The sequence below is a fragment of the Nocardia sp. NPDC004860 genome (assembly GCF_040609015.1).
Lineage (GTDB): Bacteria > Actinomycetota > Actinomycetes > Mycobacteriales > Mycobacteriaceae > Nocardia.
Genome location: NZ_JBEXJI010000001.1, coordinates 740,425 through 763,979, shown reverse-complemented (window position 1 = coordinate 763,979; position 23,555 = coordinate 740,425). Strand labels below are relative to the sequence as shown.

The window sequence follows — 23,555 nt, the reverse complement described above, 5'->3', positions numbered from 1 at the left end:
TCCTGACGGTACGCCGGTGGGTAAACCGCTGTCGGGGAGCAGAATTCGCGTACCGGCGGCAGCCCGGGAAACCGTGACCCGACCGGCGATTTTCCCTGCCTGACCAGGGCCGATATGGTGTTCGGGCAACACTCGAGCAACACAAGAAGGTGGCGGTCAGATGTCGGAAACCGGCAGTGTCCAGAAGCCGGAGCCCGGCAGTGCCCTGAAGCCGGAGCCCGGCAGTGCCCTGAAGCCGGGAACCGCTAGTGCCCAGCCGGCGGAAGCGGGCGGGGAGCAGCAGGGACTGCGTACCGGACTCCGGCGCCGGCACATGACGATGATCGCCATCGGCGGCGCGATCGGCGCGGGCCTGTTCGTGGGCAGCGGCTCGGTCATCCAGACCGCCGGGCCCGCCGCCATCCTGTCCTACGCGGGCGCCGGACTCGTCGTGCTGTGCGTCCTGCGGGCGCTCGGCGAAATGGTGGTGGCCCGCCCGGTCGCCGGATCCATGGGCGAGTACGCGCGGATGGCCATGGGACCGTTCGCCGGCTTCACCGTCGGCTGGCTGTACTGGTACCTCTACGTGATCCTGGTCGGGGCCGAGGCGGTGGCCGGCGCGGCCATTCTCGGCAACTGGATCGACCTCGACCAGTGGGTCCTGTCCGCTGGACTGCTGATCGTCATGACCGCGGTCAACCTGGTGTCGGTGAAGTCGTTCGGCGAGTTCGAGTTCTGGTTCGCCTCCATCAAGGTGGTGGCGATCGTAGCCTTCCTGGCCATCGGACTGGCCTGGGTGTTCGGGCTGTGGCCGGGCTCGGACGCGGGCTTCGCCAACCTGACCCGGCACGGCGGCTTCGCGCCCAACGGGATCGGCGGCGTCTTCTCCGCCATCGTGGTGGTGATGTTCGCGTTCGGCGGCACCGAGATCGTGACGGTGGCGGCCGCGGAATCCAAGGAGCCCGGCCCGGCGGTGGCCCGCGCCACCAATAATGTGCTGTGGCGGGTCGGCCTGTTCTACGTGGCCTCGATCTTCCTGGTGGTGACCATCCTGCCGTGGAACGACGCCAAGGTACTGACGAGCCCGTTCGTGAGCGCGCTCGAGCACATCGGGATTCCGGCCGCCGGCACCATCATGCAGGTCGTCATCCTGACCGCGGTGCTGTCGGTGCTGAACTCGGCCATCTACGTCTCCTCCCGCATGCTCTACGTCCTCACTCGCGACGGCGACGCCCCCGCCTCCCTGGTGAAGCTGAACAAGCGCGGCGTCCCCGCCCGGGCCGTCCTGCTCGGCACCGTCGCCGCCTGGGGCGCGGTCATCGCCTCCTACGTCTCACCCGACCAGGTCTTCACCTTCCTGGTGAACTCGATCGGCGTCGTCCTGGCCTTCGTCTACGTGGCGATCATGTTCTCCCAGTTGCGACTTCGCGCCCGCCTCCGCCGCGAGGATCCCTCCGCCCTCACCTACCGCATGTGGGGCTACCCCTACATCAGCTGGGCCGTCATCATCGCCCTCTTCGCCGTCTTCGTAGCCATGGCCCGCAATCCGGACCAGCGCAATCAGCTCATCGCCTCCACCATCAGCCTCCTGGCAGTCATGGCGATCTACCCCCTGCGCGCCAAATTCGGCCGCAAGAAGCCGGTCCGCGACGTAGAGATCCTCCACCACTGACCGGCGGGAGCGGCGCGCCCGGCTACTGCCCGACGGGCTTCACCACGACGGCGGTGCCGTAGGCGGCGACCTCGCTCATGGTGTTGGCGATCTCGTTGCAGTCGAAGCGCATGGCGATCACCGCGTTCGCGCCATAGGCCATGGCATGTTGGCACATTCGCATGATGGCCTCGTGCCGTGACTGGTACAGCAGCTGGGTGTATTCGTGGATTTCGCCGCCGCCCAGGGCGCGGAAGCCGGCTGCGAAGTTGGCGCCCAGGCCGCGGCTGCGGACGGTCAGGCCCGCGACCTCGCCGATCACCTTGACGATTTCCTGGCCGGGTACGTCGTTCATGGTGGAGACCAGGATGGGGAACTGGGGGCCCGGCTGCTGCTGCGGTTGCGGCTGGCCCTGCTGGGGGTAGGGGGCCTGACCCTGTTGCGGGTACTGCTGCCCGGGGCCCTGCTGGGGGTACTGCTGGTAGGGCTGCTGCGGCGGCATGGGTTGGTTCATGAGCGGGATCGTACGGGGTGAAACGGAACGCGGACCGCATCCAGTGGGTGCGGTCCGCGAACGCTGGGCGAATCAGTCGTCGCCGAGGGCGATGGCCTGGGCTTCGGCCGGGGTGTGGGCAGCGGGGGCGTGATCGTCCATGTGGGACAGGAGCTTTCGGCCGGAGCACAGAACTGCGACCGCGGCGGCGGTGCAGGCGGCGCCGACCCAGAAGGGGAGGGACGCCTGGTGTTCGCCGAGCTTGCCTGCCAGGTAGGGGGCGGCCGCGCCGCCGGCGAAGCGGACGAAGCTGTAGGCGGCCGAGGCGGTGGACCGCTCGACGGGGGCGGCCTCCATGACGGCCTCGGTGATCAGGGTGTTGTTGACGCCGAGGAACAGGCCCGCCAGGACGGTGCCGGCGATGAGGACCGGCTTGTGGTCGGTGAATACGGCCATCACCGCGAGATCCGCCGCGAACAGGGCGAGCGCGAGCGCCATCATGGGCACGGTTCCGAAGGCGCGCTGCAGTTTCGGGGCGAAGACCACCGAGGACAGGGCGAGCAGCAGACCCCAGCCGAAGAAGATGAGCCCGATCGAATAGGTGCCCATGTTCAGCGGGAACGGGGTGTACGCGAGCAGGGTGAAGAAGCCGTAGTTGTAGAGCAGCGCGGTCACGCTCACCAGCAGCAGGCCCGGGTAGGTGAGGGCCTTGAACGGCGCGACGATCGAGGTCGGCTTCGCTGGCTTCGGCGACTCCGGCAGCAGCACCACCAGGGCGACGAACGCGACCGCCATCAGGACCGAGACGCCGAAGAACGGTGCGCGCCAGGTGAAGTGGCCGAGGAACCCGCCCACCAGCGGACCCGACGCGATGCCGATGCCCAGCGCCGCCTCGTAGAGGATGATGGCGCGGGCGACGCCGCCGGTGGCCGCGCCCACGATGGTGGCCAGCGCGGTGGCGATGAACAGCGCATTGCCCAGACCCCAGCCGGCGCGGAAGCCCACGATCTGCCCGACCGTGCTGGAACTGCCTGCGAGAGCGGCGAATACGACGATGATGGCCAGGCCGGCCAGTAGGGTCTTCTTGGCCCCGAAGCGGCTGGAGATGACGCCGGTGATGAGCATGGCCACGCCCGTGACCAGCATGTAGCTGGTGAACAGCAGTGTCACCTGGGACGGCGAGGCGTGCAGCTGCTCGCCGATCGGTTTCAGGATCGGATCCACCAGCCCGATGCCCATGAAGGCGATGACCGAGGCGAAGGCGACGGCCCACACCGATTTGGGCTGGTTGGGTTTCGAGGTGGCGGCGCTGGTTTTCGACAGGATGGCGTTGTCGGGGCCGATGGCCGCGGGGAAGGCGGGCCGGGTGATCGGGCTGGTGGTCACTGGAGAGTCCTCGTCTACGAATGATGGTGAGTCGCAGCTGCTTTCGGTCGAGTTGCGAGGGGCCGGATTCAGGCTCCGGCGGCCTTGAAGGCCTCGGCGAGGTCGTTCAGGTCCCGGCTCAGCCGGGTGAGCAGGGCCGGATCGAGGTCGGGAAGGCGTGCGGCGAGGGAGTTTCCGAGGTGGTCCCGGGCGTCGGCCAGCCGGTCTCGTCCCGCGGGCGTGAGTTCGACGACCACGGCTCTGGAGTCGTCGGGATCCTTGGTCCGCGTGGCGAGACCGGCATCGGTCAGCCGTCCGATCAGCGCCGTTGCTGCCGGTTGCGAGCATCGGTCGAGGCGAGCGAACTCGCTGATCCGCAGGGGGCCGTACTCGTCGAGGGTCCCGAGGGCCCGCATGACGGCGTGCGGAAGATCGATGCCGCCGAGTACTCCGGCCAGGCGGTTGAGCCGTGAGGTGGCGACGACGATGTCGACCAGTCTGTCCCCGGTGTCTTCCGGGGTGAGCTCGGTTGCCTGTCTCGGCTGCACCCGTCGATTGTTGCATAAGCTAACTATGTAGTTACATGGGCTAACGATATTTGGTCGCGTGAGATACGGCACAACGCAAACGGCCCGTGCGCAGCGAACTGCGCACGGGCCGTTTCCGGAAAGGATTCGCCGGCTAGGCCGGACGGGCCAGCGGACGGGCGGGAGTGCCGAAGAGCTGGGCGTCGGCGTGGGCGCGCTTGAAGAACAGGTGCGCGTCGTGCTCCCAGGTGATGGCGATACCGCCGTGCATCTGGACGGTCTCGGACACCACCGAGTTGAAGGTGTCGATGGCATGCAGGCGGGCGGACTGCACGTCGACGGCCTCGACCGCGCCCGAGGCCAGGCCCGCGATGGCCAGGTACGCGATGGAGCGGGTCGACTCGACCAGCACGTACATGTCGGCCATGCGGTGCTTGAGCGCCTGGAAGCTGCCGATCGGGCGACCGAACTGCACACGGGACTTGGAGTACTCGACGGTCATGTCGAGGCACTGCTCGGCCGCGCCGAGCTGCTCGGCAACCACTGCCGCCCAGGCGATTTCACGCAGCCGGGCGACACTCGGGTCGCCCAGCGGACGGGCCTCGACCGAGTCGAAATCGATGCGCGCCAGCTTGCGGGTCGGATCCTGGGTGACGACCGCGGTGCGGGTGACGCCCGCGGCCGTGCCGTCCACCTCGAACAGGCCCGCGGCGGTCAGCACCAGCAGGGTGTCGGCGTGCACGCCGTCCAGCACGTAATGCGCGGAGCCCGAGAGCTTTTCGCCCTCGGCGGTGACCCCGAACGAGTCCCAGCCGCGCGGCCCGGCCCAGCACAGCGCCAGCGTGCGGACACCCTCGGCGACCTCCGGCAGCAGCCGCTCATTGGCCTCGGCGTTCCCGGCCAGCAGCAGCGCCTGTACACCCAGCACGGCCGAGCCGAGCATGGGCGGCGCGGACAGCGTGCGCCCGAGCTCCTCGACCACCAGCAGCGACTCGACCAGACCGACCCCGACGCCGCCGAACTCCTCCGGAATCGCCAGCGCGGCGACACCGACCTGCTCGCACAACAGCTTCCACAGCTGCTCGTCGTAGCCGCGCTCGCTCTCCAGCCCGCGCCGCATGGCCGCGCTGTCCCCGTGCTTGGCCAGCACCGCGCGCACGGTGGTCGCGAGTTCCTGCTGTTCGGCGGTGAGGCTCATGCCTTCGCTCCCATGTCGTAGAAGTGATTCGAGTGTGTCGCCCGGCGGCCGGGCGTGGTCGGCGCCCCGGCCGCCGGGGTGCTCATGCGACGTTTCCGGCGCGGAGAGCGGCGGCGATGCGGGCGCGGTGTTCGGCCGGGGTGCCCCAGGCCGAGCGCAGCGCGGTGACCTTGGTCAGCCACAGTGACAGATCGCATTCGGCGGTGTAGCCGATGGCGCCGTGCACCTGCAGCGCGATGCGGGCGGCCTGGTAGGCGGCCTCGCCGCAGGCCAGCTTGGCCGCGGAGATGTCGCGGCCGCGGGTCTGCGGGTCCGCGCCGGACTCCAGGGTCAGGGCCGCCCGGTAGAGCAGCGGCTGCGCCATGTCCAGCCCGATGTGGGCATTGGCCACGTGGTGCTTGATGGCCTGGTAGCGCCCGATCGGGGTGCCGAACTGCTGCCGCTGCTTGACGTACTCGACGCTGGTGTCCAGCAGCGCCCGGCCCGCGCCGAGCAGCTGCGCGGCGGCGGCCAGGGCGGCGGTGTCGAAGGCGAGATCGATGGCGGCGCCGACGCCTTCGCCTTCGGCCAGGGTCTCGCCGGCGGCCACGGTGAACAGGCGGCGGGCGGCGTCCACCGACCTCACCAGCGCTCCGGCGGTCGCCAGCGCGATGCGGTCGCCCTCGGCGATCAGCACCAGATCGGCGATGTCGGCATCCAGCGCGGTGGCCGCACCCTCGGCCCGGCCCGCATTCGCGCCGGCCGTAGCCGTCACCGCGAGGGTGCCCAGCTTCGCGCCCTCGGCCAGCTCGGGCAGCCGCTCGGCGGCGAGCGCCGAGTCCGGAAGCGCCTGCAGCAGTGCGGGAATCGCGGCGGCGGTCTCCACCAGCGGGCCCGGCACCGCGGCCCGGCCGAGCTCGGTGAAGGCCACGATCATCTCGACCGGTCCCGCGCCGAAGCCGCCGTTCTCCTCGGTGACGGTCAGGCCCAGCGCGCCCGCCTCGGCCAGCTGGCCGATGAGTGCGCGCCCGGCGGCGGAATCGCCTGCGCCCCACGCCCGGACGACGCCGGGAGTCTTGGCGGCCTCGCCCATCTTGCGCAGGCTGGCGGCGAAATCGTTCTGTTCTGCGGTCAATGCGAATCGCATGTCGTCGTCCTCCGGGTGGCTATCGCGGCAGGCCGAGCAGGCGTTCGGCGATGATATTGCGCTGGATCTCGTTGGTACCGGCGTAGATCGGGCCCGCCAGCGAGAACAGGTAGCCGTCCGTCCAGGCTGATTCCTGTTCCGCGGCCGCGCCGTGCAGATCGAGCGCGGTCTCGTGCATGGCGATGTCCAGATCCGACCAGAACACCTTGTTCACCGAGGATTCCGCGCCGAGCTGACCGCCCTCGGCCAGCCGGGTCACGGTGGCCCAGGTGTTGAGGCGGTACGCCTCCGCGCCCACCCAGGCGTCGACCACACGGTCGGCGAGGGCGGTGCCGGACTCGGCGGCCGCGCCTGTTCCGGAACCTGTTGTGCCCCGCCACAGCTCGATGAGCTTGTTGGCGGTGGCATTGAATCGGCCCGGCGAACGCAGCGACAGGCCGCGCTCGTTGCTGGAGGTGGCCATGGCGACCTTCCAGCCGTTGTTCGGCTCGCCGATCACGTCCGCATCCGGCACGAACACGTTGTCCAGGAAGATCTCCGCGAAGCCCGGTTCGCCGTCCAGCTGCGGAATCGGCCGCACCGTAATGCCTTCCGCGGTGAGCGGGAACATCAGGTAGGTCAGGCCGCGGTGGCGCTCGGCCTCCGGGTCGCTGCGGAACAGGCCGAAACCCCAGTCCGCGAACGAGGCTCGCGAACTCCAGGTCTTCTGGCCGTTGAGCAGCCAGCCGCCCTCGGTGCGCTTGGCGGTGGAGCGGATGCCCGCCAGGTCGGAGCCGGCCTCCGGCTCGGACCACGCCTGCGCCCAGATGTCGTCGGCGCGCGCCATTCTCGGCAGGATGCGGGCCAGCTGCTCCGGCGAGCCGTGCTCGAACAGGGTCGGCGCGAGCAGGAAGATGCCGTTCTGCGAGACGCGGCCCGGCGCGCCCGCGGCGTAGTACTCCTCCTCGAAGATGACCCACTCGGTCAGCGAGGCGTCGCGGCCGCCGTACTCGGCGGGCCAGGCCACACACGACAGGCGGGCCTCGGCGAGCTTGGCCTCCCACGCGCGGTGCGCCTCGAAGCCCTCCTTGGTGTCCATGGAGGGCAGGGGAGTGGCGGGCACATTGGCCGCCAGGAACTCGCGCACCTCGGCGCGGAACTCCTCTGTCTTGGCGTCGAATTCGAGATCCACTTATTTCGCCCCGTCGTTGTTGGCGGATTCTGTTTCGCGGCCGGCGGCGGCGTCGGTCGCGGCGGCCTTCATGGACTTGGCGTTCATCCCGCCCAGCGAGTCCGCGCCGACCTCGGCATTGTGGGCGTGCGCGAAGTGGTGCAGCCCGAACACCGAGTCCATGCCGGCCCGCATGCCCATGAGGTCCTCACACTGGTTGACGGCCTTCTTGGTCAGCGCCAGCCCGAACTGCGGCATCTCCGCGATCTTGTCGGCCAGCGCGAAGGTCTCGGTCTCCAGATCCGAGCGCGGGACGACACGATTGACCATGCCCCACTCGTAAGCCTGTGCGGCGGTGAAGCGTTCGCCGGTGAACAGGATCTCCTTGGCGCGGCGCGGCCCCAGCACCCACGGGTGCGCGAAGTACTCGACGCCCGGAATGCCCATGCGGACAACCGGATCCGAGAAGAACGCGTCCTCGGAGGCCACGATCATGTCGCAGGACCAGGCCAGCATGAGCGCACCGGCGATGCACGCGCCCTGCACCATGGCGATGGTCGGCTTGGGGATCTCCCGCCAGCGGCGGCACATGCCCAGGTAGACCTCGGACTCACGGGCGAAGCGCTGATCGCCGCCCGGGCGATCGGTGTGGTCCCACCACAGCGCGGCCTTGTTCTCGTACTTGATGTGGTGGTCGCGGCCCGGCGTGCCGATGTCGTGGCCCGCGCTGAAATGCTTTCCGGCGCCGCCCAGCACGATCACCTTGACCTCCGGATCCTCGACGGCCCGCACGAAGGCGGCGTCGAGTGCGTAGGTCATGACCGAGTTCTGCGCATTGCGGTAGTCCGGCCGGTTCAGCGTGACGACCGCGATCGGCCCCCGCTTCTCGTAGAGGACGACCTCGCCCTCGTCCGGGATGGCACCCAGTTCCTGGCTCACACTGTCTCCTTTACGCGTGATCGAGCGCCCTGCGTGGTTACGCTCCGCAAGCGCTGAGTGGAGGAGCGGCGCCTCCGGGCTTGACTCGCTCACGCGGTCTCCGCACGTAATTGCCGCTTGAGAACCTTCCCCGCGGCGTTGTAGGGCAGCTCGTCGCGGAATTCCACGTACTTGGGCACCTTGAAGTTGGCCAGCTGCGCCTTGGCGTAGGCCTGCACGTCGTCGGCGGTCAGCTCCGAGCCGGACCGGCGCACCACGAACACCTTGCCGACCTCGCCCATGCGCTCGTCCGGCACGCCGATGACCGCGGTCTCGGCGACACCCTCGAGCCGGGCCATGGTCTGTTCCACCTCGGCGGGATACACATTGAAGCCGCCGGAGATGTACATGTCCTTGAGCCGGTCGGTGACCTTCATGTAGCCGCGGTCGTCGATGACGGCGACGTCACCGGTGTGCAGCCAGCCGTCGGCGTCGATGGTCGCTGCCGTGGCCTGCGGATCGTCGAGGTAGCCGCGCATCACCTGGTCGCTGCGCAGCAGCAGTTCGCCGTTGTCGGCGAGCTTCATCTCGAAGCCGTCGATGGTGCGCCCGCAGGTATTGGCGATGGTCTCGCTGGAGTCCTCGGGCCGGCACATGGTGCCGAACCCGCCGGATTCGGTCTGCCCGTACGCGGTCAGCACCACCTCGAAATCGAGCTCGCTGCGCATTCTTTCGATGAGCACGACCGGCACGGTGGCCGCGCCGGTGACCGCGACGCGCAGGCTGGACAGGTCCGCCCCGTCGCGCTCCGGGTGGTCGAGGATGGTCTGGTGGATGGTCGGCGGACCGGTCAGCACGGTGATGCGCTCGCCCTGGATGAGCCGCATGGTCTCCCGCACGTCGAACACGGCCTGCGGAATCATGGTCGCCCCGGTGACCAGGCTGGTGATGATGCCCGCCTTGTATCCGAAGCTGTGGAAGAACGGCGGCACGATCAGATAGCGGTCGGTGTTGTTCAGCGTCGCGCAATCGGCCCAGGCCCGGGCGCTGCTCAGCACCTGATGGTGCGCGATGAGCACGCCCTTGCTGCGCCCGGTGGTGCCGGAGGTGAACAGGATGTCCGAAAGATCGTTCGGCGATACCGATTCCGCGCGGGCGATGACCTGCTCGAGGCTCACCGCCTCGGCCACCTTGCCCAGTTCCGACCAGACGATGGCGTCCTCGACGGGGGCCTCGCCCTCGACGGGGATCACGATGGTGGTCTCGATGCCCAGTTCCGGTGCGGCGGTCCGCAGTTCGGTCAGCCGGTCGCGCCCCAGGAATTCGCCCGTGATGAACAGCGCCTTGGCATGCACCCGCGACAGCACATCCGCCGCCTCGGCGGCCACGTACCGGGTATTGAGCGGAACGATCGCCGCACCCACATAGTGGCTCGCCAGCACCGCGGTCACCCAGTGATGCGTGTTGGGCGCCCAGATGCCGATGCGGTCGCCGCGCTCAATGCCGCGCGCCATCAGCGCACGCGCGGTCTCACGCGCCGAGTCCAGCAGTTGCGACCAGCTCAGTCGCACGGCACCGTCGCCGACAGCGGGCGCGTCACCATAGGCGTGCGCGGCCGCGTGCAGGGCGAGCGGTGTGGTCTGCGGAGGAGATGTCACAGGGCTTCCTCGCTGTCCGGGAATGGGTCTAACAAAGCAAGTGCTTGGTAGGTTACTCTACCGACGTGAGCATGATCCAGACCCCCGAACCGGCCAGCGGGATTGAGCCCCCCGAGGACGCCGAATTCCGTGCTGAGGTGCGCGAATGGCTGGCCGAGAACCTGAACGGCCAGTTCCGCGAGCTGCGCGGTCTGGGTGGTCCCGGGCGCGAGCACGAGGCCTTCGAGGAGCGGCTCGAATGGGATCGTGCCCTCGCCGCCGCCGGCCTGACCTGCCTGGGCTGGCCCAAGGAGTGGGGCGGCCGCGACGCCACCCTGCGCCAGCAGGTCATCTTCCACGAGGAATACGCCAAAGCCGATGCCCCGAGCCGGGTTTCGCACCTCGGCGAGGAGCTGCTCGGACCCACGGTCATCGCCTTCGGCACCGAGGCGCAGAAGAAACGCTTCCTGCCGGGCATCCGCAATGTCACCGAGCTGTGGTGCCAGGGCTATTCGGAGCCGGGCGCGGGCTCGGACCTGGCCGCCGTCACCACCTCCGCCCAGCTCGAGGGCGACGAATGGGTGATCAACGGCCAGAAGATCTGGACCTCGCTGGCGCACCTGTCCGACTGGTGCTTCGTGGTCGCCCGCACCGAGAAGGGCTCGACCCGCCACCACGGCCTGTCCTACCTGCTCGTCCCGATGAAGCAGCCGGGTGTCGAGGTGCGGCCCATCATCCAGCTCACCGGGACCGCGGAATTCAACGAGGTCTTCTTCGACAATGCCCGCACCGCCGCCGATCTGGTGGTCGGGCAGCCCGGCGACGGCTGGAAGGTCGCCATGGGCACGCTCACCTTCGAGCGCGGCATCTCCACCGTCGGCCAGCAGATCCGCTACGCGCGCGAACTCGCCGACCTCGAGGCCGTGGCCCGGGAGAACGGGGCACTCGAGAACCCGGTCCTCGCAGACCGTTTCGACAAGGCGTGGGTCGGCCTGCGGGTGCTGCGCGCGCACGTGCTGCGCACCCTGGAGTCCGGCCACGACGGAGCCTCCGTGGATGCCCGCACCGCCGCCGGGCAGGCCTCGGTGACCAAGCTGCTGTGGGCCAATTGGCATCGTGGCCTGGGCGAACTGGCCATGGACGTGCTCGGCGCGCCCGGCCTGATCGCCGACGGCCCGGGCGATGACCTCAATGCCTGGCAGCGCATGTTCCTCTTCACCCGTGCGGACACCATCTACGGCGGTTCGAACGAAGTGCAGCGCAATATCATCTCCGAGCGCGTGCTCGGACTTCCCCGAGAGGCTCGACCGTGAGTGACCTGTCCACCGCCCCCGAAATCACCCCCGGCCACAACCTGCTCGCGGGCAAGATCGCGGTGGTGACCGCCGCCGCGGGCACCGGCATCGGTTCGGCCACCGCGCGCCGCCTGCTCTCCGAGGGCGCGGACGTGGTGATCTCCGACTGGCACGAGCGTCGCCTGAAGGAGACCGAGCAGGCGCTGCAGGCCGAATTCCCGGACCGCCGAATCGCTTCCGTGCCCTGTGACGTCAGCTCGACCGAGCAGGTGGACGCGCTGGTCGCCGGTGCCGTCGCGGCGCTGGGCCGGATCGACATCATGGTCAACAATGCGGGCCTCGGTGGTGAGGTGCCGGTCGTGGACATGACCGATGAGCAGTGGGACAAGGTCCTCGACATCACGCTGAACGGGACTTTCCGCGCAACTCGGGCGGTGCTCAAGTACTTCCGCGAGGCCGGCCACGGCGGCGTCATCGTCAACAATGCCTCGGTCCTGGGCTGGCGCGCCCAGCACGGCCAGGCCCACTACGCCGCCGCCAAGGCCGGCGTCATGGCGCTGACCCGCTGCAGCGCGGTCGAGGCCGCCGAGTTCGGCGTGCGTATCAACGCGGTGGCCCCCTCCATCGCCCGCCACGCCTTCCTGGACAAGGTCACCTCGGCCGACCTGCTCGACCGCCTGGCCGCGGGCGAGGCCTTCGGCCGCGCCGCCGAGCCGTGGGAGGTGGCCGCGACCATCGCCATGCTCGCCAGCGACTACACCACCTACCTGACCGGCGAGGTGGTCTCCATTTCCAGCCAGCGCGCGTAATTCGAATTACGCGCCGGCGCGGCCGAATTAGTGCGTTCGGCCGACGCGAAATGCTGTGCCGTGTGGTCGCAGCTTTTCTGACTGCCGTGTCCCCTTCCGGGGCGCGGCAGTGCGCGTTTTATCGGCGGCCGAAAATGGCTGGCGCGTCGGGGGTGCGGTTGTGCAATCCTGGTTTAGGCCGGTACCGCTAGTCGAAGGGCACGACCCATGGGTCCGGATCGCCGACAACAAGCAGCCCCAGCACAGGCCCACGAGGAATTGGAACTCGAGCTGGTGCGTGAGGTCGTTCTAGCGCGCCGAAGGCTCGACAATGTCGTTCTGGCCGCACTGACTTTGGGTGCGGAATTACTGGATCACGACTCCGAGTGCGCCACCGCCATGCGGGCGGCGCAGATCCTGGAACAACACGCCGTGGACGAAACCGACGTGACACGCGACCCGCGTGGCGCGTTGCGCCGGGACATGGTTCGTGATCGTGAGCGCGCCCGCCGCATCGGCCTGTCCCGGATCGGGTTTTCGGACAGCGAGGCGGATCGGCGCCGCCGGAAAAGGACGGCCCTGCTCTGCGAGGTCCGGGCCGATCTGCTGGAGGTGGTACGCAACTGCCGCCGCCTGCGCTACGACCATGCCGCCTTCACCGACGGTATCGCACAGGGATTATGCGCTGCCACAGACAAATTGGTGGTGGGCGCCGATATGGAGACCTATCGGGCCTGGCAGCGGGGGATGGTCCTCAAGCTCATCGAGGAACCCGGTCGCGACGGCATACCGCCGCGGGTCATGGCCACCGTGGACGCCGGGCCGGGCCGGGAGCCGCTGACCGTCGAGTGGGACAGTCCCGAACGGCGGTTGGCGCTGGTGGCGCGGATGGCGCGGGCGGGGGTGTCACCCGTGGTCATCTGCGATCGCCTGCTGGCCGACCTGTCGGTCTCGTCGCCGCTGCGGTACTCGATGCGCTGAACGGGAGGCAGGTGGACCAAGCAAATGCTTGGTTGTATATTGACGGGGTGACCCAACCTGACCCCTCCAAATCAGCACGTCGCACCGAGCTGCTCGGCCTGGCCGCGAATCTGTTCGCGGAACGGGGCCTGCGCGCCACCACGGTTCGCGACATTGCCGACGCGGCGGGGATTCTATCCGGGAGTCTGTACCACCACTTCGATTCCAAAGAAGCCATGGTGGACGAAATCCTGCGCGGGTTCCTCGACGACCTCTTCGGTCGCTACCGTGAAATCGTGGCGGCCGGCCTCCCCGCCCGCGACACGCTGGAAGCCCTGGTCATCGCTTCCTACGAATCCTTCGACCGGTTCCACGCGGCCGTCGCCATCTACCAGGCCGAGGCCAAACGACTCAGCGGCACACCGCGATTCGACTACATCGCGAAATACAACAGCGAGTTCCGTGAGCTCTGGCACCAGGTGCTGACCAATGGCGTCGCCGACGGCAGCTTCCGGCCCGAGATGGACATCGAGCTGGCCTACCGGTTCCTGCGCGACACCGTCTGGGTGTCGGTGCGCTGGTACCAGCCCGGCGGCCGGATCACCGTCGACAACCTCGCCAAGCAGTACCTGACCATCGTGCTCGACGGGCTCACCAGCCCCGAAAAGCGCACATGACCAACCCTCCAGAGCCACAACTTCACCAGCAGCAGTCAGTAGGAGTTCCCATGTCAGCACCGTCCCGCCGTCAGTATTCGCCGATGCGTGAGGCGTATGTGATCGACGCCGTGCGCACGCCGGTCGGCAAGCGGGGCGGCTCACTGGCCGCCGTGCATCCGGCCGATCTGGGCGCCGCCGCCATCAAGGGGCTCATCGAGCGCACCAACCTGGACCCGGCCGCGGTGGACGACGTGGTGTTCGGCTGCTGCGACACCATCGGCCCGCAGGCCGGAAACATCGCGCGCACCTCGTGGCTGGCCGCGGGCTACCCCGAGTCGGTGCCGGGCGTGACGGTGGACCGGCAGTGCGGTTCCTCGCAGCAGGCCATCACCTTCGGCGCCCAGGCCATCATGTCCGGCACCGCCGAGGTGATCGTGGCCGGCGGCGTGCAGAACATGAGCGCCATCCCGATCTCCGCGGCCATGCTGGCCGGGCAGGCCTACGGCTTCGACTCGCCGTTCGTCGGCGCGCAGGGCTGGGACCACCGCTACGGCACCGGTGAAGTGTCGCAGTTCAATTCGGCCACCATGATCGCCGAGAAGTGGGACATCTCCCGCCGCGACATGGAGGAGTGGGCGCTGCGCAGCAACGAGCGCGCCCGCAAGGCCATCGTGGACGGCAAGTTCGATCGCGAGATCGTGCCGGTGGGCGACTTCTGGATCGACGAGTGCCCGCGCGAGACCACCCTGGAGAAGATGGCCGGGCTGCAGCCGCTCGCCGAGGGCAGCCGCATCACCGCGGCCCTGGCCAGCCAGATCTCCGACGGCTCCAGCGCCACCCTGCTGGCCTCGGACTGGGCGGTCCAGGAGTACGGGCTCACCCCGCGGGCGCGCATTCACCACGTGAGCGCGCGCGGCGCGGACCCGATCTACATGCTGACCGCGCCCATCCCGGCCACCAGGTGGGCCCTGGAGAAGACCGGTCTGACCATCGACGACATGGACGTCATCGAGATCAACGAGGCCTTCGCCTCGGTGGTGCTGGCCTGGATCAAGGAGACCGGCGCCAACCCCGACAAGGTCAATGTCAACGGCGGCGCCATCGCGCTGGGCCACCCGCTGGGCGCGACCGGCGCCAAGCTGTTCGCCTCCCTGCTCAATGAGCTGGAGCGGGTGAACGGCCGCTACGGTCTGCTCACCATCTGTGAGGGTGGCGGCACCGCCAACGTCACCATCATCGAGCGCCTGAGCTAGTCCGGTACGGCTTTTGGGAAGCGGCACACCGAGTTTCGCGGCGCGGAGAGGCGGAGTCGCGCCGCTTTCGCGTCCGGGGCCTGGCAATGTCCGCTATCGTCGAACGGCAGACCGGTTGAAGGCGTAGTTGTCCGGGGTGGGGACCGTGATGGAGGAGTACCTGCCGAGAAGGGGTTTCCTGCTGGGGGCCTTCGGTTTAGCGGGCATGGGCTACATGGCTGCTGCGGCCGCCGATCCGGTCCCCCTGCCCCCGCCGCCCGTGCCGCTGCCCCCGCTGCCCCCGCCGACGTTCACGCCGTTCAACTACCATTCGCCCGCACTGCAGCCGTTCGTCGACGACCTGCCCATTCTCGAAACACGGCGGGCGGCAGGGGAATTGGCGGCCATCTCGGGAACCCATCGCTATCACCGGGAACTGCCGGAGACCCGCAGCTGGGGCTTCGGGCAGCCGGTGCTCGGGCCGAACCTGGAGGCGCATCGGGATCAGGTGGCGCGTATCGGCTTTCGCAATGAGCTGGGCACCCATGTGCTGGCCCAGCATGTGGACCTGACCATGCACGGCGTCACCGAGCTGGATCGCACCGATCCGCGCTTCACCGTGCACCTGCACGGCGGCGCGAATTCCCCCGACTCCGACGGACATCCGCTCATCGGCTGGCGCAATGGCGGCGGGCCCAGCTTCGCGTACGGCAACCGCCAGGAGGCCGCCACCCTCTGGTACCACGACCACGCCATGGGGATCACCAGGTTGAACATCCAGGCCGGGCTGGCCGGAATGTATTACCTGCGGGACGAATTCGACACCGGGGGCGACGACAACCCGATCGGCCTGCCCAGCGGCGAGTTCGAGATCCCGCTCATCGTGCAGGACCGGACCTTCAATGCCGACGGCAGCCTGCAACCCATGGTGGCCACCTATATTCCCCAGGGCTACAACCAATCCGGGCAGCTGGGGGACGTGTGCTGCGTGAACGGGGTGGTGTGGCCGCGGCTCGAGGTGCGGCGCACCGTCTACCGGTTCCGGCTGCTCAACGGCTCCAACTCGCGGCCCTACATCTTCGAGTTCTCCAACGGCATGCCGTTCTTCGCGATCGGCGGGGACCTGGGCCTGCTGGACCGGCCGGTGCCGACACCGTCGATCCGGGTGAGCCCCGGTGAACGGGTGGACCTGCTCGTCGATTTCAGTAGCCTCGGGGACGACGAGACCGTCGACCTGATCAATACCGCCGAAAACGATTTCGGCAATGCCGTGTTCATGGCCCCCGAGCTGCGTCCCATCATGCGCTTCGCCGGCGCGGGCGACGGTCCGGCCCACGACATCCCGCGACTGCTCCGGGGCGGCCCCGGCCTGCCGGACCCACTGGAACCCACCTACCGGCCGGGCTCGGTGCGCACGGTGACGCTACTCGGCCTCAATGACGATTCCCGGGCCGCGGCGGTCTTCCCGACCATGATGTCGCTGAACAATCTGCCCTTCCTGAGCGCGGACATCGATACCGCGCGGGCCGGGGCGGTGGAACAGTGGGACATCGTCAACACCACCCCGTTCGATCACCCCATCCACCTGCACCTGGCCCGGATGCGGGTGATCGGCCGCCAGCCCATGCTCACCTCGGCCTACTTCCTCGCCAACTACCCGCCGGCGTTCGGTACCCGCTGGGCGCCCTCGGCCGACGGGTTCGCCATCGGGCCCCAGCAGGGGCCGCCGCCCTGGGAGGCCGGGTGGAAGGACACCATCGAGTGCCCGACCGACACCATCACCCGGATCCTGGTGAGGTGGCCATCGGTCGAGGAGCTCGGCTTCGATCCCGATGCGGTGGTCCCGGTGCCGCCCGGCGCGGAGGCCATGGCGCCCACCGGTGCCGGCATGGCGGGCGGGATGGCGGACACCCCGGAGATCCACGGCTATGTGTGGCACTGCCACAACCTCGACCATGCCGACCACGACATGATGCAGCAGATCCGCGTCCAGCCCTGACTCCGCAGGGTGCGCGAAGTTACCGGGATGCCACGGCATTTCGGCCGGGATTCCTACACTGCGTGCATGTCGAGATCGGTGGAGGGCCGGTTCGAGGAGATAGCCCGCAAGGCCCGGCGGGTACAGGACGCCGTCGACGGGGTGCGGGCTCGCGCCGACGTGGACGGAGTGCGGATCGTGGTCGCACCGGACGGCCGCATCACCGCCCTGGAGCTACCGGATTCGCGGATGGCACAGGCGATTTCGCATGCCCACGAACAGGCGCTCGCGCACGCGCTCGAATGCGCCGATCGCCTGCGAGGTGAACTCACCGCCGATCCCGCGGTGGCGACCGCTTGGCGTCTGTTGATGCGACCGGCCCCGGAGTCGTCGAAAACTGCGGCACCGCACGATAATTCGGCCGCGTCGCAAGTGGATGCCCCGAACCCGTACGCCCTGCCCACCGCCGTCCGGCACCGATACGGCCTGCCCTGAACCGGTCGGCGTCCCCGCGCGCCGGGAGGGGTTGCGGGACATTGCCCAGCGGTGTGAAGACGGCCCACCGGACCGGCCCGGGTGGGCTCGTACCGCACCGGCCGGGCTCTACGGGCACGGTGGGGAGCGCGCCGCGAGCTGGGGATTTGCTCGGATTAGGATGGCCGCGGACTTGTTTCGGGCCTCAGGGAGAAAGCGGGCGGTTCATGGATCTGGGTGTCCGCTGGAAGGTGCACGGCGACGGGCGCTCGCCCGCGCCGGGGGCGGTGGTGCGGCCGGACGAGCGGCTGTCGTGGCCGCGCACCTTCGGGCTGGGCGCGCAACACGTGGTGGCCATGTTCGGTGCGAGTTTCGTTGCGCCCGTGCTGATGGGGCTCGATCCCAACCTCGCTGTCATGATGTCGGGCGTCGCGACCGTGCTGTTCCTGCTCGCGACGCGCGGCCGGGTACCCAGCTATCTGGGCTGCTCGCTCTCGTTCGTGGGTGTGGCCGCGGTGATCCGGGCACAGGGCGGTAGTAGCGCGACGGTTACCGGCGCCTGCTTGGTGGTGGGCGCCGCGCTCTTCCTGATCGGCCTGGCCGTACAGCGGTTCGGGGCGCGCATCATTCACGCCGCCATGCCACCGGTGGTGACCGGCGCGGTGGTCATGCTCATCGGCTTCAACCTGGCCCCGGTCACCGCCTCGACCTACTGGCCGCAGGATCAGTGGACCGCGCTGCTGGTCATGCTGTTCACCGGGCTGGCCGTGGTGGGCCTGCGCGGATTCTTCGCACGCATCGCGATCTTCCTGGGCCTGGTGTTCGGGTACGGGCTCTCGTGGGTGCTGGACCGGGTGTTCGGGCAGATCCATTCCGCCGACGGCAGCGGCAAGGTCACCGATCACTGGCGGCTGGATCTGTCCGGTGTGGCCAAGGCGGATTGGCTCGGCCTGCCCAGCTTCCACGCCCCGTCCTTCCAGTGGTCGGCGGTGCTGGTGGCGCTGCCGGTGGTGATCGCGCTGGTCGCCGAGAACGCCGGGCACGTGAAGGCGGTCGGCGAGATGACCGGCGCCAACCTGGACGACAGGCTCGGCACCGCCATCGCCGCCGACGGCGCGGCCTCCATGCTGTCCACCGCGGTCGGCGGCCCGCCCAATACCACCTACTCGGAGAACATCGGCGTCATGGCCGCCACCCGGGTGTACTCCACGGCCGCCTACTGGGCCGCCGCGTTCTTCGCGCTGCTGTTCGGCCTGTGCCCCAAGTTCGGGGCCATCGTCGCGGCCATTCCGGGCGGGGTGCTGGGCGGGATCACCGTCATCCTGTACGGCATGATCGGCCTGCTGGGCGCGCAGATCTGGACCAATGCCCGGGTCGATCTCCGCAATCCGCTGAACCTGGTGCCCGCCGCCGCGGGCCTGATCATCGGCATCGGCAATGTGAGCATGAAGTTCACCAGCAACTTCACCCTGAGTGGCATCGCCCTGGGCACCCTGGTCGTCATCACCGGCTACCACGTGCTGCGCGTCTTCGCGCCCGCGCACTTCAAGGGGGAGGAGCCGCTGCTCGACGAGGGCACCTCCTCCTACGACGAATCAGGCAGGTAGCGAACGGGGTTCGGCCGCGGCCGGTCCGTCCGCCTGCTCTCCGGCGTAGGGCAGCTGCAGCACGTACCAGGAGTGTTCGGACGAATACTCGAGGTACCGCGCGGCTTCCGGGTCGCAGGCCAGCCCTTCGATCCGGGTCCACTGCCCGTCATCGGCGGCGATGGTGTCGGTGTAGCGGACGTGCAGGTGGCCGTGGAACAGCACGCTGGGCCGCAGCGTCCGCACCACCCGCTGGATGCGGTCCTGGTTGGGATAGCACTCGTCCGTGTCCTTGCGATTCCACTTCGGCTGCGAGGCTCGCGGTTTGTCGTGTGTGAGCAGCACGTCCACCGGTGAGTTGTCGGCATCGAGCAGGCCGGTCAGCTCGGCGTCGGTCATCTCCTCCTCCGGAAACCACAGCATGCCCGCGGTCTCGGGCCGTTTCGAGGAGCCGTAGCCGCGTCGCTTGGCGATCTGCTCGGCCTTGCGGGCCTCCCGGGCCAGCCGCCAGCCCTTGTCGGTGGAGCGGGCCCCGCCGAAGGCGGCGAAGCTGGTGCCCTCCCAGGTCCAGCGGTGCCCGCGTGGGGCGTACCTGAGGTGCTTGCGGCACACCAGGAATCCCTCGTCGTCCGGATGCTCGTCGTAGAGCTCGTGCAGCAGCGAGCTCTTGTCGTGATTCCCGTCCAGGAAGTACACGGTGACCCCGGCGCGCTTGGCCGCCCTGTTCACCACGTCGAAGTACCGCCGTCCCGAGTGCATGTGCTCCCACGCCCCGAAGTCCCCCACCGCGAACACCCGCTCGCAGTCATTCCGCGCCGCGACCCGTATCAATGCCAGCGCATGCGCGGTGTTCCCGTGCAGGTCTCCGACGATCAGGACATTCCCCATCGCCACATGGTGGCACCCCCGTCCCCGGACGGCATCCGCAATGCCCGGACGCCGCTTTCGGCCGGCCCGAATTAGGCTGACCTCCATGAACTCTGTGTTGGTTACCGGCGCGGCGCGCGGCATCGGCAAGGCCGTCTGCCTGCGTCTGGCGCAGCAGAACTGGCAGGTCTACGCCGGCGTCCGCAAGCTCTCCGATGGTGAGGCGCTGGCCGCGGCGGACTCCCGCATCACTCCGGTCGTCCTCGATGTCACGAATCCGGACCACATCGCCGCCCTCGACGAGGTGCTGCCCGCGGACCTGACGGCCGTGGTCAACAATGCGGGCATCGTCGCCGACGGTCCGGTCGAGCTCCTCGATCTGGACACCCTCCGAAACCAGTTCGAGGTCAATGTCTTCGGTGCGGTCGCGGTCACCCAGGCCGTTCTCCCGCGCCTGCGCGCCACCCGGGGCCGCGTGGTCTTCATCTCCTCGCTGTCCGGCCGCATCTCCACCCCCGGGACCGGCGCCTACAACTCCTCCAAGTTCGCCCTCGAGGGCCTGGTCGACGCCCTCAGGGTGGAGCTGCGCCCGTGGGGAATCCACACGTCCCTGATCGAGCCGGGCCCGATCGCCACCGACCTCTGGTTCGGTGCGACCGACATGGTCGACACCACCACCGCCCACCTCACCGATGCCCAGCGCGAGCTCTACAGCGCCCACCTCGCGGGCCTGCGCAAGATGTCCCAGCAGGTCCCGAGGATCGCCGCCCCCGTCGACTCGGTCGTCAACGAGGTGGAAAAGGCTCTCACCGCGAAGCGCCCCAGGGCTCGCTACATCCCGGGCCTCGCCGGAAAGATCCAGGTGGTGGCCACCTCGCTCACCCCGACCCCGATCCTGGACGCCCTCTTCGCCCTGGTCTCCGGCATTCGCAAGAAGTAGCGGGCACAGCGCAGGGTCGGAGCAGATCGGTAATCGGATACGGGACAACCGATTTCGCGAGATCGGGTTACTCGCCGGGTACGTCCGGAACTGTCGGGCACCCTACCGCCGGCACGGAATGCCAACGGTAGGGGCTCTCTGCCCGTCCGCTGAAGGCCCGGAGAGGCGGGGGAGATTACGCGCCGTAGACCGGCTCCGGGGTGGTGGCCTTGGACAGCAGGTCGCGCACGACCGGGCCCAGCTCGGCCGGCTCCCAGCGGGCGCCGCGGTCGATGGAGACGCCGTGGCGCCAGCCGTCGGCGACGGTCACCTTGCCGCCCTCGACCTCGAACATGCGGCCGGTGACACCGGCGGAATCGGCGCTGCCCAGCCAGACCACCAGCGGCGAGACGTTTTCCGGGGCCATGGCGTCGAAGCCGTCCTCGGGGGCGGCCATCATGTCGGCGAAGACCGTCTCGGTCATGCGGGTGCGGGCCGCCGGGGCGATGGCGTTGACGGTGATGCCATAGCGCGCGAATTCGGCCGACGCGGTGAGGGTCAGGCCCGCGATGCCGGACTTGGCGGCGGAGTAGTTGCCCTGGCCGACCGAGCCGAGCAGGCCCGCGCCGGAGCTGGTGTTGATGATGCGGGCCTCGGGGGTGCGCCCGGCCTTGGCCTCGTTGCGCCAGTACTCGGCGGCGTGCCGCATGGGCGCGAAGTGGCCCTTGAGGTGCACCTTGATGACCGCGTCCCACTCGTCCTCGCCGAGGTTGACCAGCATCCGGTCGCGCACGATGCCGGCATTGTTGACCAGCACGTCCAGGCGGCCGAAGGTGTCGACGGCGGTCTGGATCAGCCGGCGCGCGCCCTCCCAGTCGGAGATGTCGTCGCCGTTCACGATGGCCTCGCCGCCGAGGGCCTTGATCTCCTCGACGACCTGCGCGGCCGGGGAGTCCGGGCTGGGCGCGCCGTCGAGCTCGGCGCCGAGGTCGTTCACGACCACCTTCGCGCCGGCGGCGGCGAAGGCGAGGGCGTGAGCACGGCCGATGCCACGACCGGCGCCGGTCACGATGACGACGCGGCCGTCGCAGATCTTGTTGTCGGTCATATCGATTACCTCTTCGTGTTCGATCGGTCTAGTGGCCCGAGACGGCGGGGACGTCTGCGGTGGATGCTTCGAGGAAGGCGGGCTTCTCGCCGCCGCCGTGCACCAGCAGCGCGCTGCCGGTGACGTACGCGGCCAGGGGCGAGGCCAGGAACGCGGCGGTGCGACCGATGTCCTCGGGCGTCGCCATGCGCTGCATGGGAACCGTTCGGCTCACCGAGGCGATGCCCTCCTCGTCGCCGTAGTGCAGGTGCGAGGACTCGGTGTTGACCAGGCCGCAGATGACGGAGTTCATCCGCACCTTCGGAGCCCACTCCACGGCGAGCGACGAAACCAGGCTGTCCACACCGGCTTTGGCCGCGCCGTAGGCCGCGGTGCCCGGGGAGGGCCGATGCCCGGAGACGCTGGAGATCATCACGATCGATCCGCCCGTCTCCTGCTTCTGCATGACCTCGTTGGCCACCTGCGAAACCAGCAGCGGCGCCAGCAGATTCAGCTGCACGATCTTGGCGTGGAAGTTGGCGCTGGCGTCGGCGGCCAGGGCGAAGGGCGCGCCACCGGCATTGTTCACCACGGTGTCGAGCCGCCCGTACTTCGCGACGATGGCCTCGATCAGCCCGCGCACCGAGTCCGGATCGCGCACATCGCACGGCAGGAAGTCGATGCCGCGGCCATTGCTCTCGACGGGGGTGTCGCCGGGCCGTCGCGCGCAGGCCACCACGGTCGCGCCCGCGTCCAGGAAGACCCGGCTGATGCCGGCGCCGACGCCGCGCACGCCGCCGGTGACCAAGACGACCGAGCCGGACAGGTTTACTTCGATTCCCACCGTGATAACCTACCAAGCACTTGCTTGTTTTGCCAACGATGGGACATTCGATGGGGATCAACCGTCACACCGAAACCGAGGGCGTCGAAGTCGTCACTGTCGACTACCCGCCGGTCAACGCGCTGCCTTCCGACGGCTGGTTCGCCCTGGCCGACGCCGTCACCCAGGCCGGCCGCAACCCGGAGACCCGGGTCGTCGTGCTGCGCGCCGAGGGCCGCGGCTTCAACGCGGGCGTGGATATCAAGGAGATGAACGCGGACACCGGGCACACCGCCCTGATTCGCGCCAACCACGGCTGCTTCGCCGCCTTCGCCGCGATCTACGACTGCGAGGTTCCGGTCGTCACCGCCGTGAACGGCTTCTGCCTCGGCGGCGGCATCGGCCTGGTCGGCAACTCCGACGTCATCGTCGCCTCCGACGACGCGACCTTCGGCCTCCCCGAGGTCGACCGCGGCGCGCTCGGTGCGGCCACCCACTTGGCGCGACTGGTCCCCCAGCACCTGATGCGGACCATGTTCTACACCGCGGGCACCCTCACCGCGCAGCAGCTGCACCACTACGGCTCGGTCTTCAAGGTGGTGCCGCGCGCCGAACTCGACGCCGCCGCCATGGAGGTCGCCAAGAACATCGCCAACAAGGACGGCCGCGTCATCCGCGCCGCCAAGAAGGCGCTCAACGGCATCGATGTGCAGGACGTGCACCGCTCCTACCGCTTCGAGCAGGGCTTCACCATGGAGCTGAATCTCGCGGGCGTGGCCGACGAGATCCGGGCGCGCTTCGACGACGACCTGGCCGCTCAGAAAAAAGCAAAGTAGAAGGGGC

Annotated in this window: 22 protein-coding genes; 11 read left to right on the top strand and 11 right to left on the bottom strand. The window is 69.0% G+C overall.

What is annotated here, in order from left to right:
- Positions 1–160 precede the first annotated feature (160 nt).
- Positions 161–1,651, top strand: coding sequence for an amino acid permease (locus tag ABZV44_RS03220; protein ID WP_354831254.1), 1,491 nt, complete (start codon positions 161–163; stop codon positions 1,649–1,651).
- Between the two features lie 22 nt (positions 1,652–1,673).
- Here the strand turns inward: ABZV44_RS03220 and ABZV44_RS03215 are convergent, their stop codons facing one another.
- The 8 genes from ABZV44_RS03215 to ABZV44_RS03180 form a co-directional block, all read right to left on the bottom strand.
- A complete protein-coding gene (locus tag ABZV44_RS03215; RefSeq protein WP_354831663.1) occupies positions 1,674–2,000 on the bottom strand; it encodes a heavy metal-binding domain-containing protein in 327 nt (108 codons plus the stop codon).
- A gap of 216 nt (positions 2,001–2,216) precedes the next feature.
- Positions 2,217–3,467, bottom strand: coding sequence for an MFS transporter (locus tag ABZV44_RS03210; RefSeq protein WP_354831660.1), 1,251 nt, complete (start codon positions 3,465–3,467; stop codon positions 2,217–2,219).
- Between the two features lie 110 nt (positions 3,468–3,577).
- Positions 3,578–4,036 (bottom strand): MarR family transcriptional regulator, encoded by a 459-nt coding sequence (locus tag ABZV44_RS03205; RefSeq protein WP_354831252.1) that lies wholly within the window; start codon positions 4,034–4,036, stop codon positions 3,578–3,580.
- Between the two features lie 133 nt (positions 4,037–4,169).
- The gene (locus tag ABZV44_RS03200; RefSeq protein ID WP_354831249.1) at positions 4,170–5,213 is read right to left on the bottom strand and encodes an acyl-CoA dehydrogenase family protein; all 1,044 of its coding nucleotides are present in this window, start codon (positions 5,211–5,213) and stop codon (positions 4,170–4,172) included.
- Between the two features lie 82 nt (positions 5,214–5,295).
- A complete protein-coding gene (locus ABZV44_RS03195; protein ID WP_354831247.1) occupies positions 5,296–6,339 on the bottom strand; it encodes an acyl-CoA dehydrogenase family protein in 1,044 nt (347 codons plus the stop codon).
- 19 nt (positions 6,340–6,358) lie between these two features.
- Positions 6,359–7,510, bottom strand: a complete 1,152-nt coding sequence (locus ABZV44_RS03190; protein WP_354831245.1) for an acyl-CoA dehydrogenase family protein — start codon at positions 7,508–7,510, stop codon at positions 6,359–6,361.
- A complete protein-coding gene (locus tag ABZV44_RS03185) occupies positions 7,511–8,428 on the bottom strand; it encodes an enoyl-CoA hydratase (protein ID WP_354831242.1) in 918 nt (305 codons plus the stop codon). It lies immediately after the preceding gene.
- 89 nt (positions 8,429–8,517) lie between these two features.
- Positions 8,518–10,065, bottom strand: a complete 1,548-nt coding sequence (locus ABZV44_RS03180) for a FadD3 family acyl-CoA ligase (protein ID WP_354831240.1) — start codon at positions 10,063–10,065, stop codon at positions 8,518–8,520.
- 71 nt (positions 10,066–10,136) lie between these two features.
- Here ABZV44_RS03180 and ABZV44_RS03175 point away from each other — a divergent pair, with 71 nt between their 5' ends.
- From ABZV44_RS03175 to ABZV44_RS03140, 8 genes are all read left to right on the top strand, one after another.
- Entirely contained in the window at positions 10,137–11,357 is a 1,221-nt protein-coding gene (locus ABZV44_RS03175) for an acyl-CoA dehydrogenase family protein (protein WP_354831657.1), read from the top strand.
- Positions 11,354–12,148, top strand: coding sequence for an SDR family oxidoreductase (locus ABZV44_RS03170; RefSeq protein WP_354831237.1), 795 nt, complete (start codon positions 11,354–11,356; stop codon positions 12,146–12,148). Before ABZV44_RS03175 ends, ABZV44_RS03170 begins: the two co-directional genes overlap by 4 nt.
- A gap of 207 nt (positions 12,149–12,355) precedes the next feature.
- Positions 12,356–13,108 carry a hypothetical protein gene (locus tag ABZV44_RS03165; protein ID WP_354831234.1) on the top strand — a complete coding sequence of 251 codons (753 nt, stop codon included), beginning with the start codon at positions 12,356–12,358 and terminating at the stop codon, positions 13,106–13,108.
- Positions 13,109–13,155: 47 nt separating this feature from the next.
- Positions 13,156–13,764, top strand: a complete 609-nt coding sequence (locus ABZV44_RS03160) for a TetR/AcrR family transcriptional regulator (protein ID WP_354831231.1) — start codon at positions 13,156–13,158, stop codon at positions 13,762–13,764.
- Between the two features lie 83 nt (positions 13,765–13,847).
- On the top strand, positions 13,848–14,999 hold the full coding sequence (locus ABZV44_RS03155) for an acetyl-CoA C-acetyltransferase (protein ID WP_354831654.1): 1,152 nt from the start codon (positions 13,848–13,850) through the stop codon (positions 14,997–14,999).
- 148 nt (positions 15,000–15,147) lie between these two features.
- Entirely contained in the window at positions 15,148–16,977 is a 1,830-nt protein-coding gene (locus ABZV44_RS03150) for a multicopper oxidase domain-containing protein (RefSeq protein ID WP_354831651.1), read from the top strand.
- 66 nt (positions 16,978–17,043) lie between these two features.
- A complete protein-coding gene (locus tag ABZV44_RS03145) occupies positions 17,044–17,451 on the top strand; it encodes a hypothetical protein (RefSeq protein ID WP_354831228.1) in 408 nt (135 codons plus the stop codon).
- Positions 17,452–17,657: 206 nt separating this feature from the next.
- The gene (locus tag ABZV44_RS03140; protein WP_354831226.1) at positions 17,658–19,037 is read left to right on the top strand and encodes a solute carrier family 23 protein; all 1,380 of its coding nucleotides are present in this window, start codon (positions 17,658–17,660) and stop codon (positions 19,035–19,037) included.
- Here ABZV44_RS03140 and ABZV44_RS03135 read toward each other — a convergent pair.
- The gene (locus ABZV44_RS03135) at positions 19,026–19,904 is read right to left on the bottom strand and encodes a metallophosphoesterase (protein ID WP_354831223.1); all 879 of its coding nucleotides are present in this window, start codon (positions 19,902–19,904) and stop codon (positions 19,026–19,028) included. The two genes, ABZV44_RS03140 and ABZV44_RS03135, sit on opposite strands and share 12 nt — an antisense overlap.
- A gap of 85 nt (positions 19,905–19,989) precedes the next feature.
- Between ABZV44_RS03135 and ABZV44_RS03130 the strand changes: the two genes are divergently transcribed.
- Complete coding sequence (locus tag ABZV44_RS03130) at positions 19,990–20,823, top strand: SDR family oxidoreductase (protein WP_354831221.1); 834 nt, start codon at positions 19,990–19,992, stop codon at positions 20,821–20,823.
- Positions 20,824–20,998: 175 nt separating this feature from the next.
- Here the strand turns inward: ABZV44_RS03130 and ABZV44_RS03125 are convergent, their stop codons facing one another.
- Both ABZV44_RS03125 and ABZV44_RS03120 read right to left on the bottom strand, forming a co-directional pair.
- Complete coding sequence (locus ABZV44_RS03125) at positions 20,999–21,910, bottom strand: SDR family oxidoreductase (RefSeq protein ID WP_354831218.1); 912 nt, start codon at positions 21,908–21,910, stop codon at positions 20,999–21,001.
- 28 nt (positions 21,911–21,938) lie between these two features.
- Positions 21,939–22,727 (bottom strand): SDR family oxidoreductase, encoded by a 789-nt coding sequence (locus ABZV44_RS03120; RefSeq protein ID WP_354831648.1) that lies wholly within the window; start codon positions 22,725–22,727, stop codon positions 21,939–21,941.
- Positions 22,728–22,783: 56 nt separating this feature from the next.
- Between ABZV44_RS03120 and ABZV44_RS03115 the strand changes: the two genes are divergently transcribed.
- Entirely contained in the window at positions 22,784–23,548 is a 765-nt protein-coding gene (locus tag ABZV44_RS03115) for an enoyl-CoA hydratase family protein (protein WP_354831217.1), read from the top strand.
- Positions 23,549–23,555: the final 7 nt, after the last annotated feature.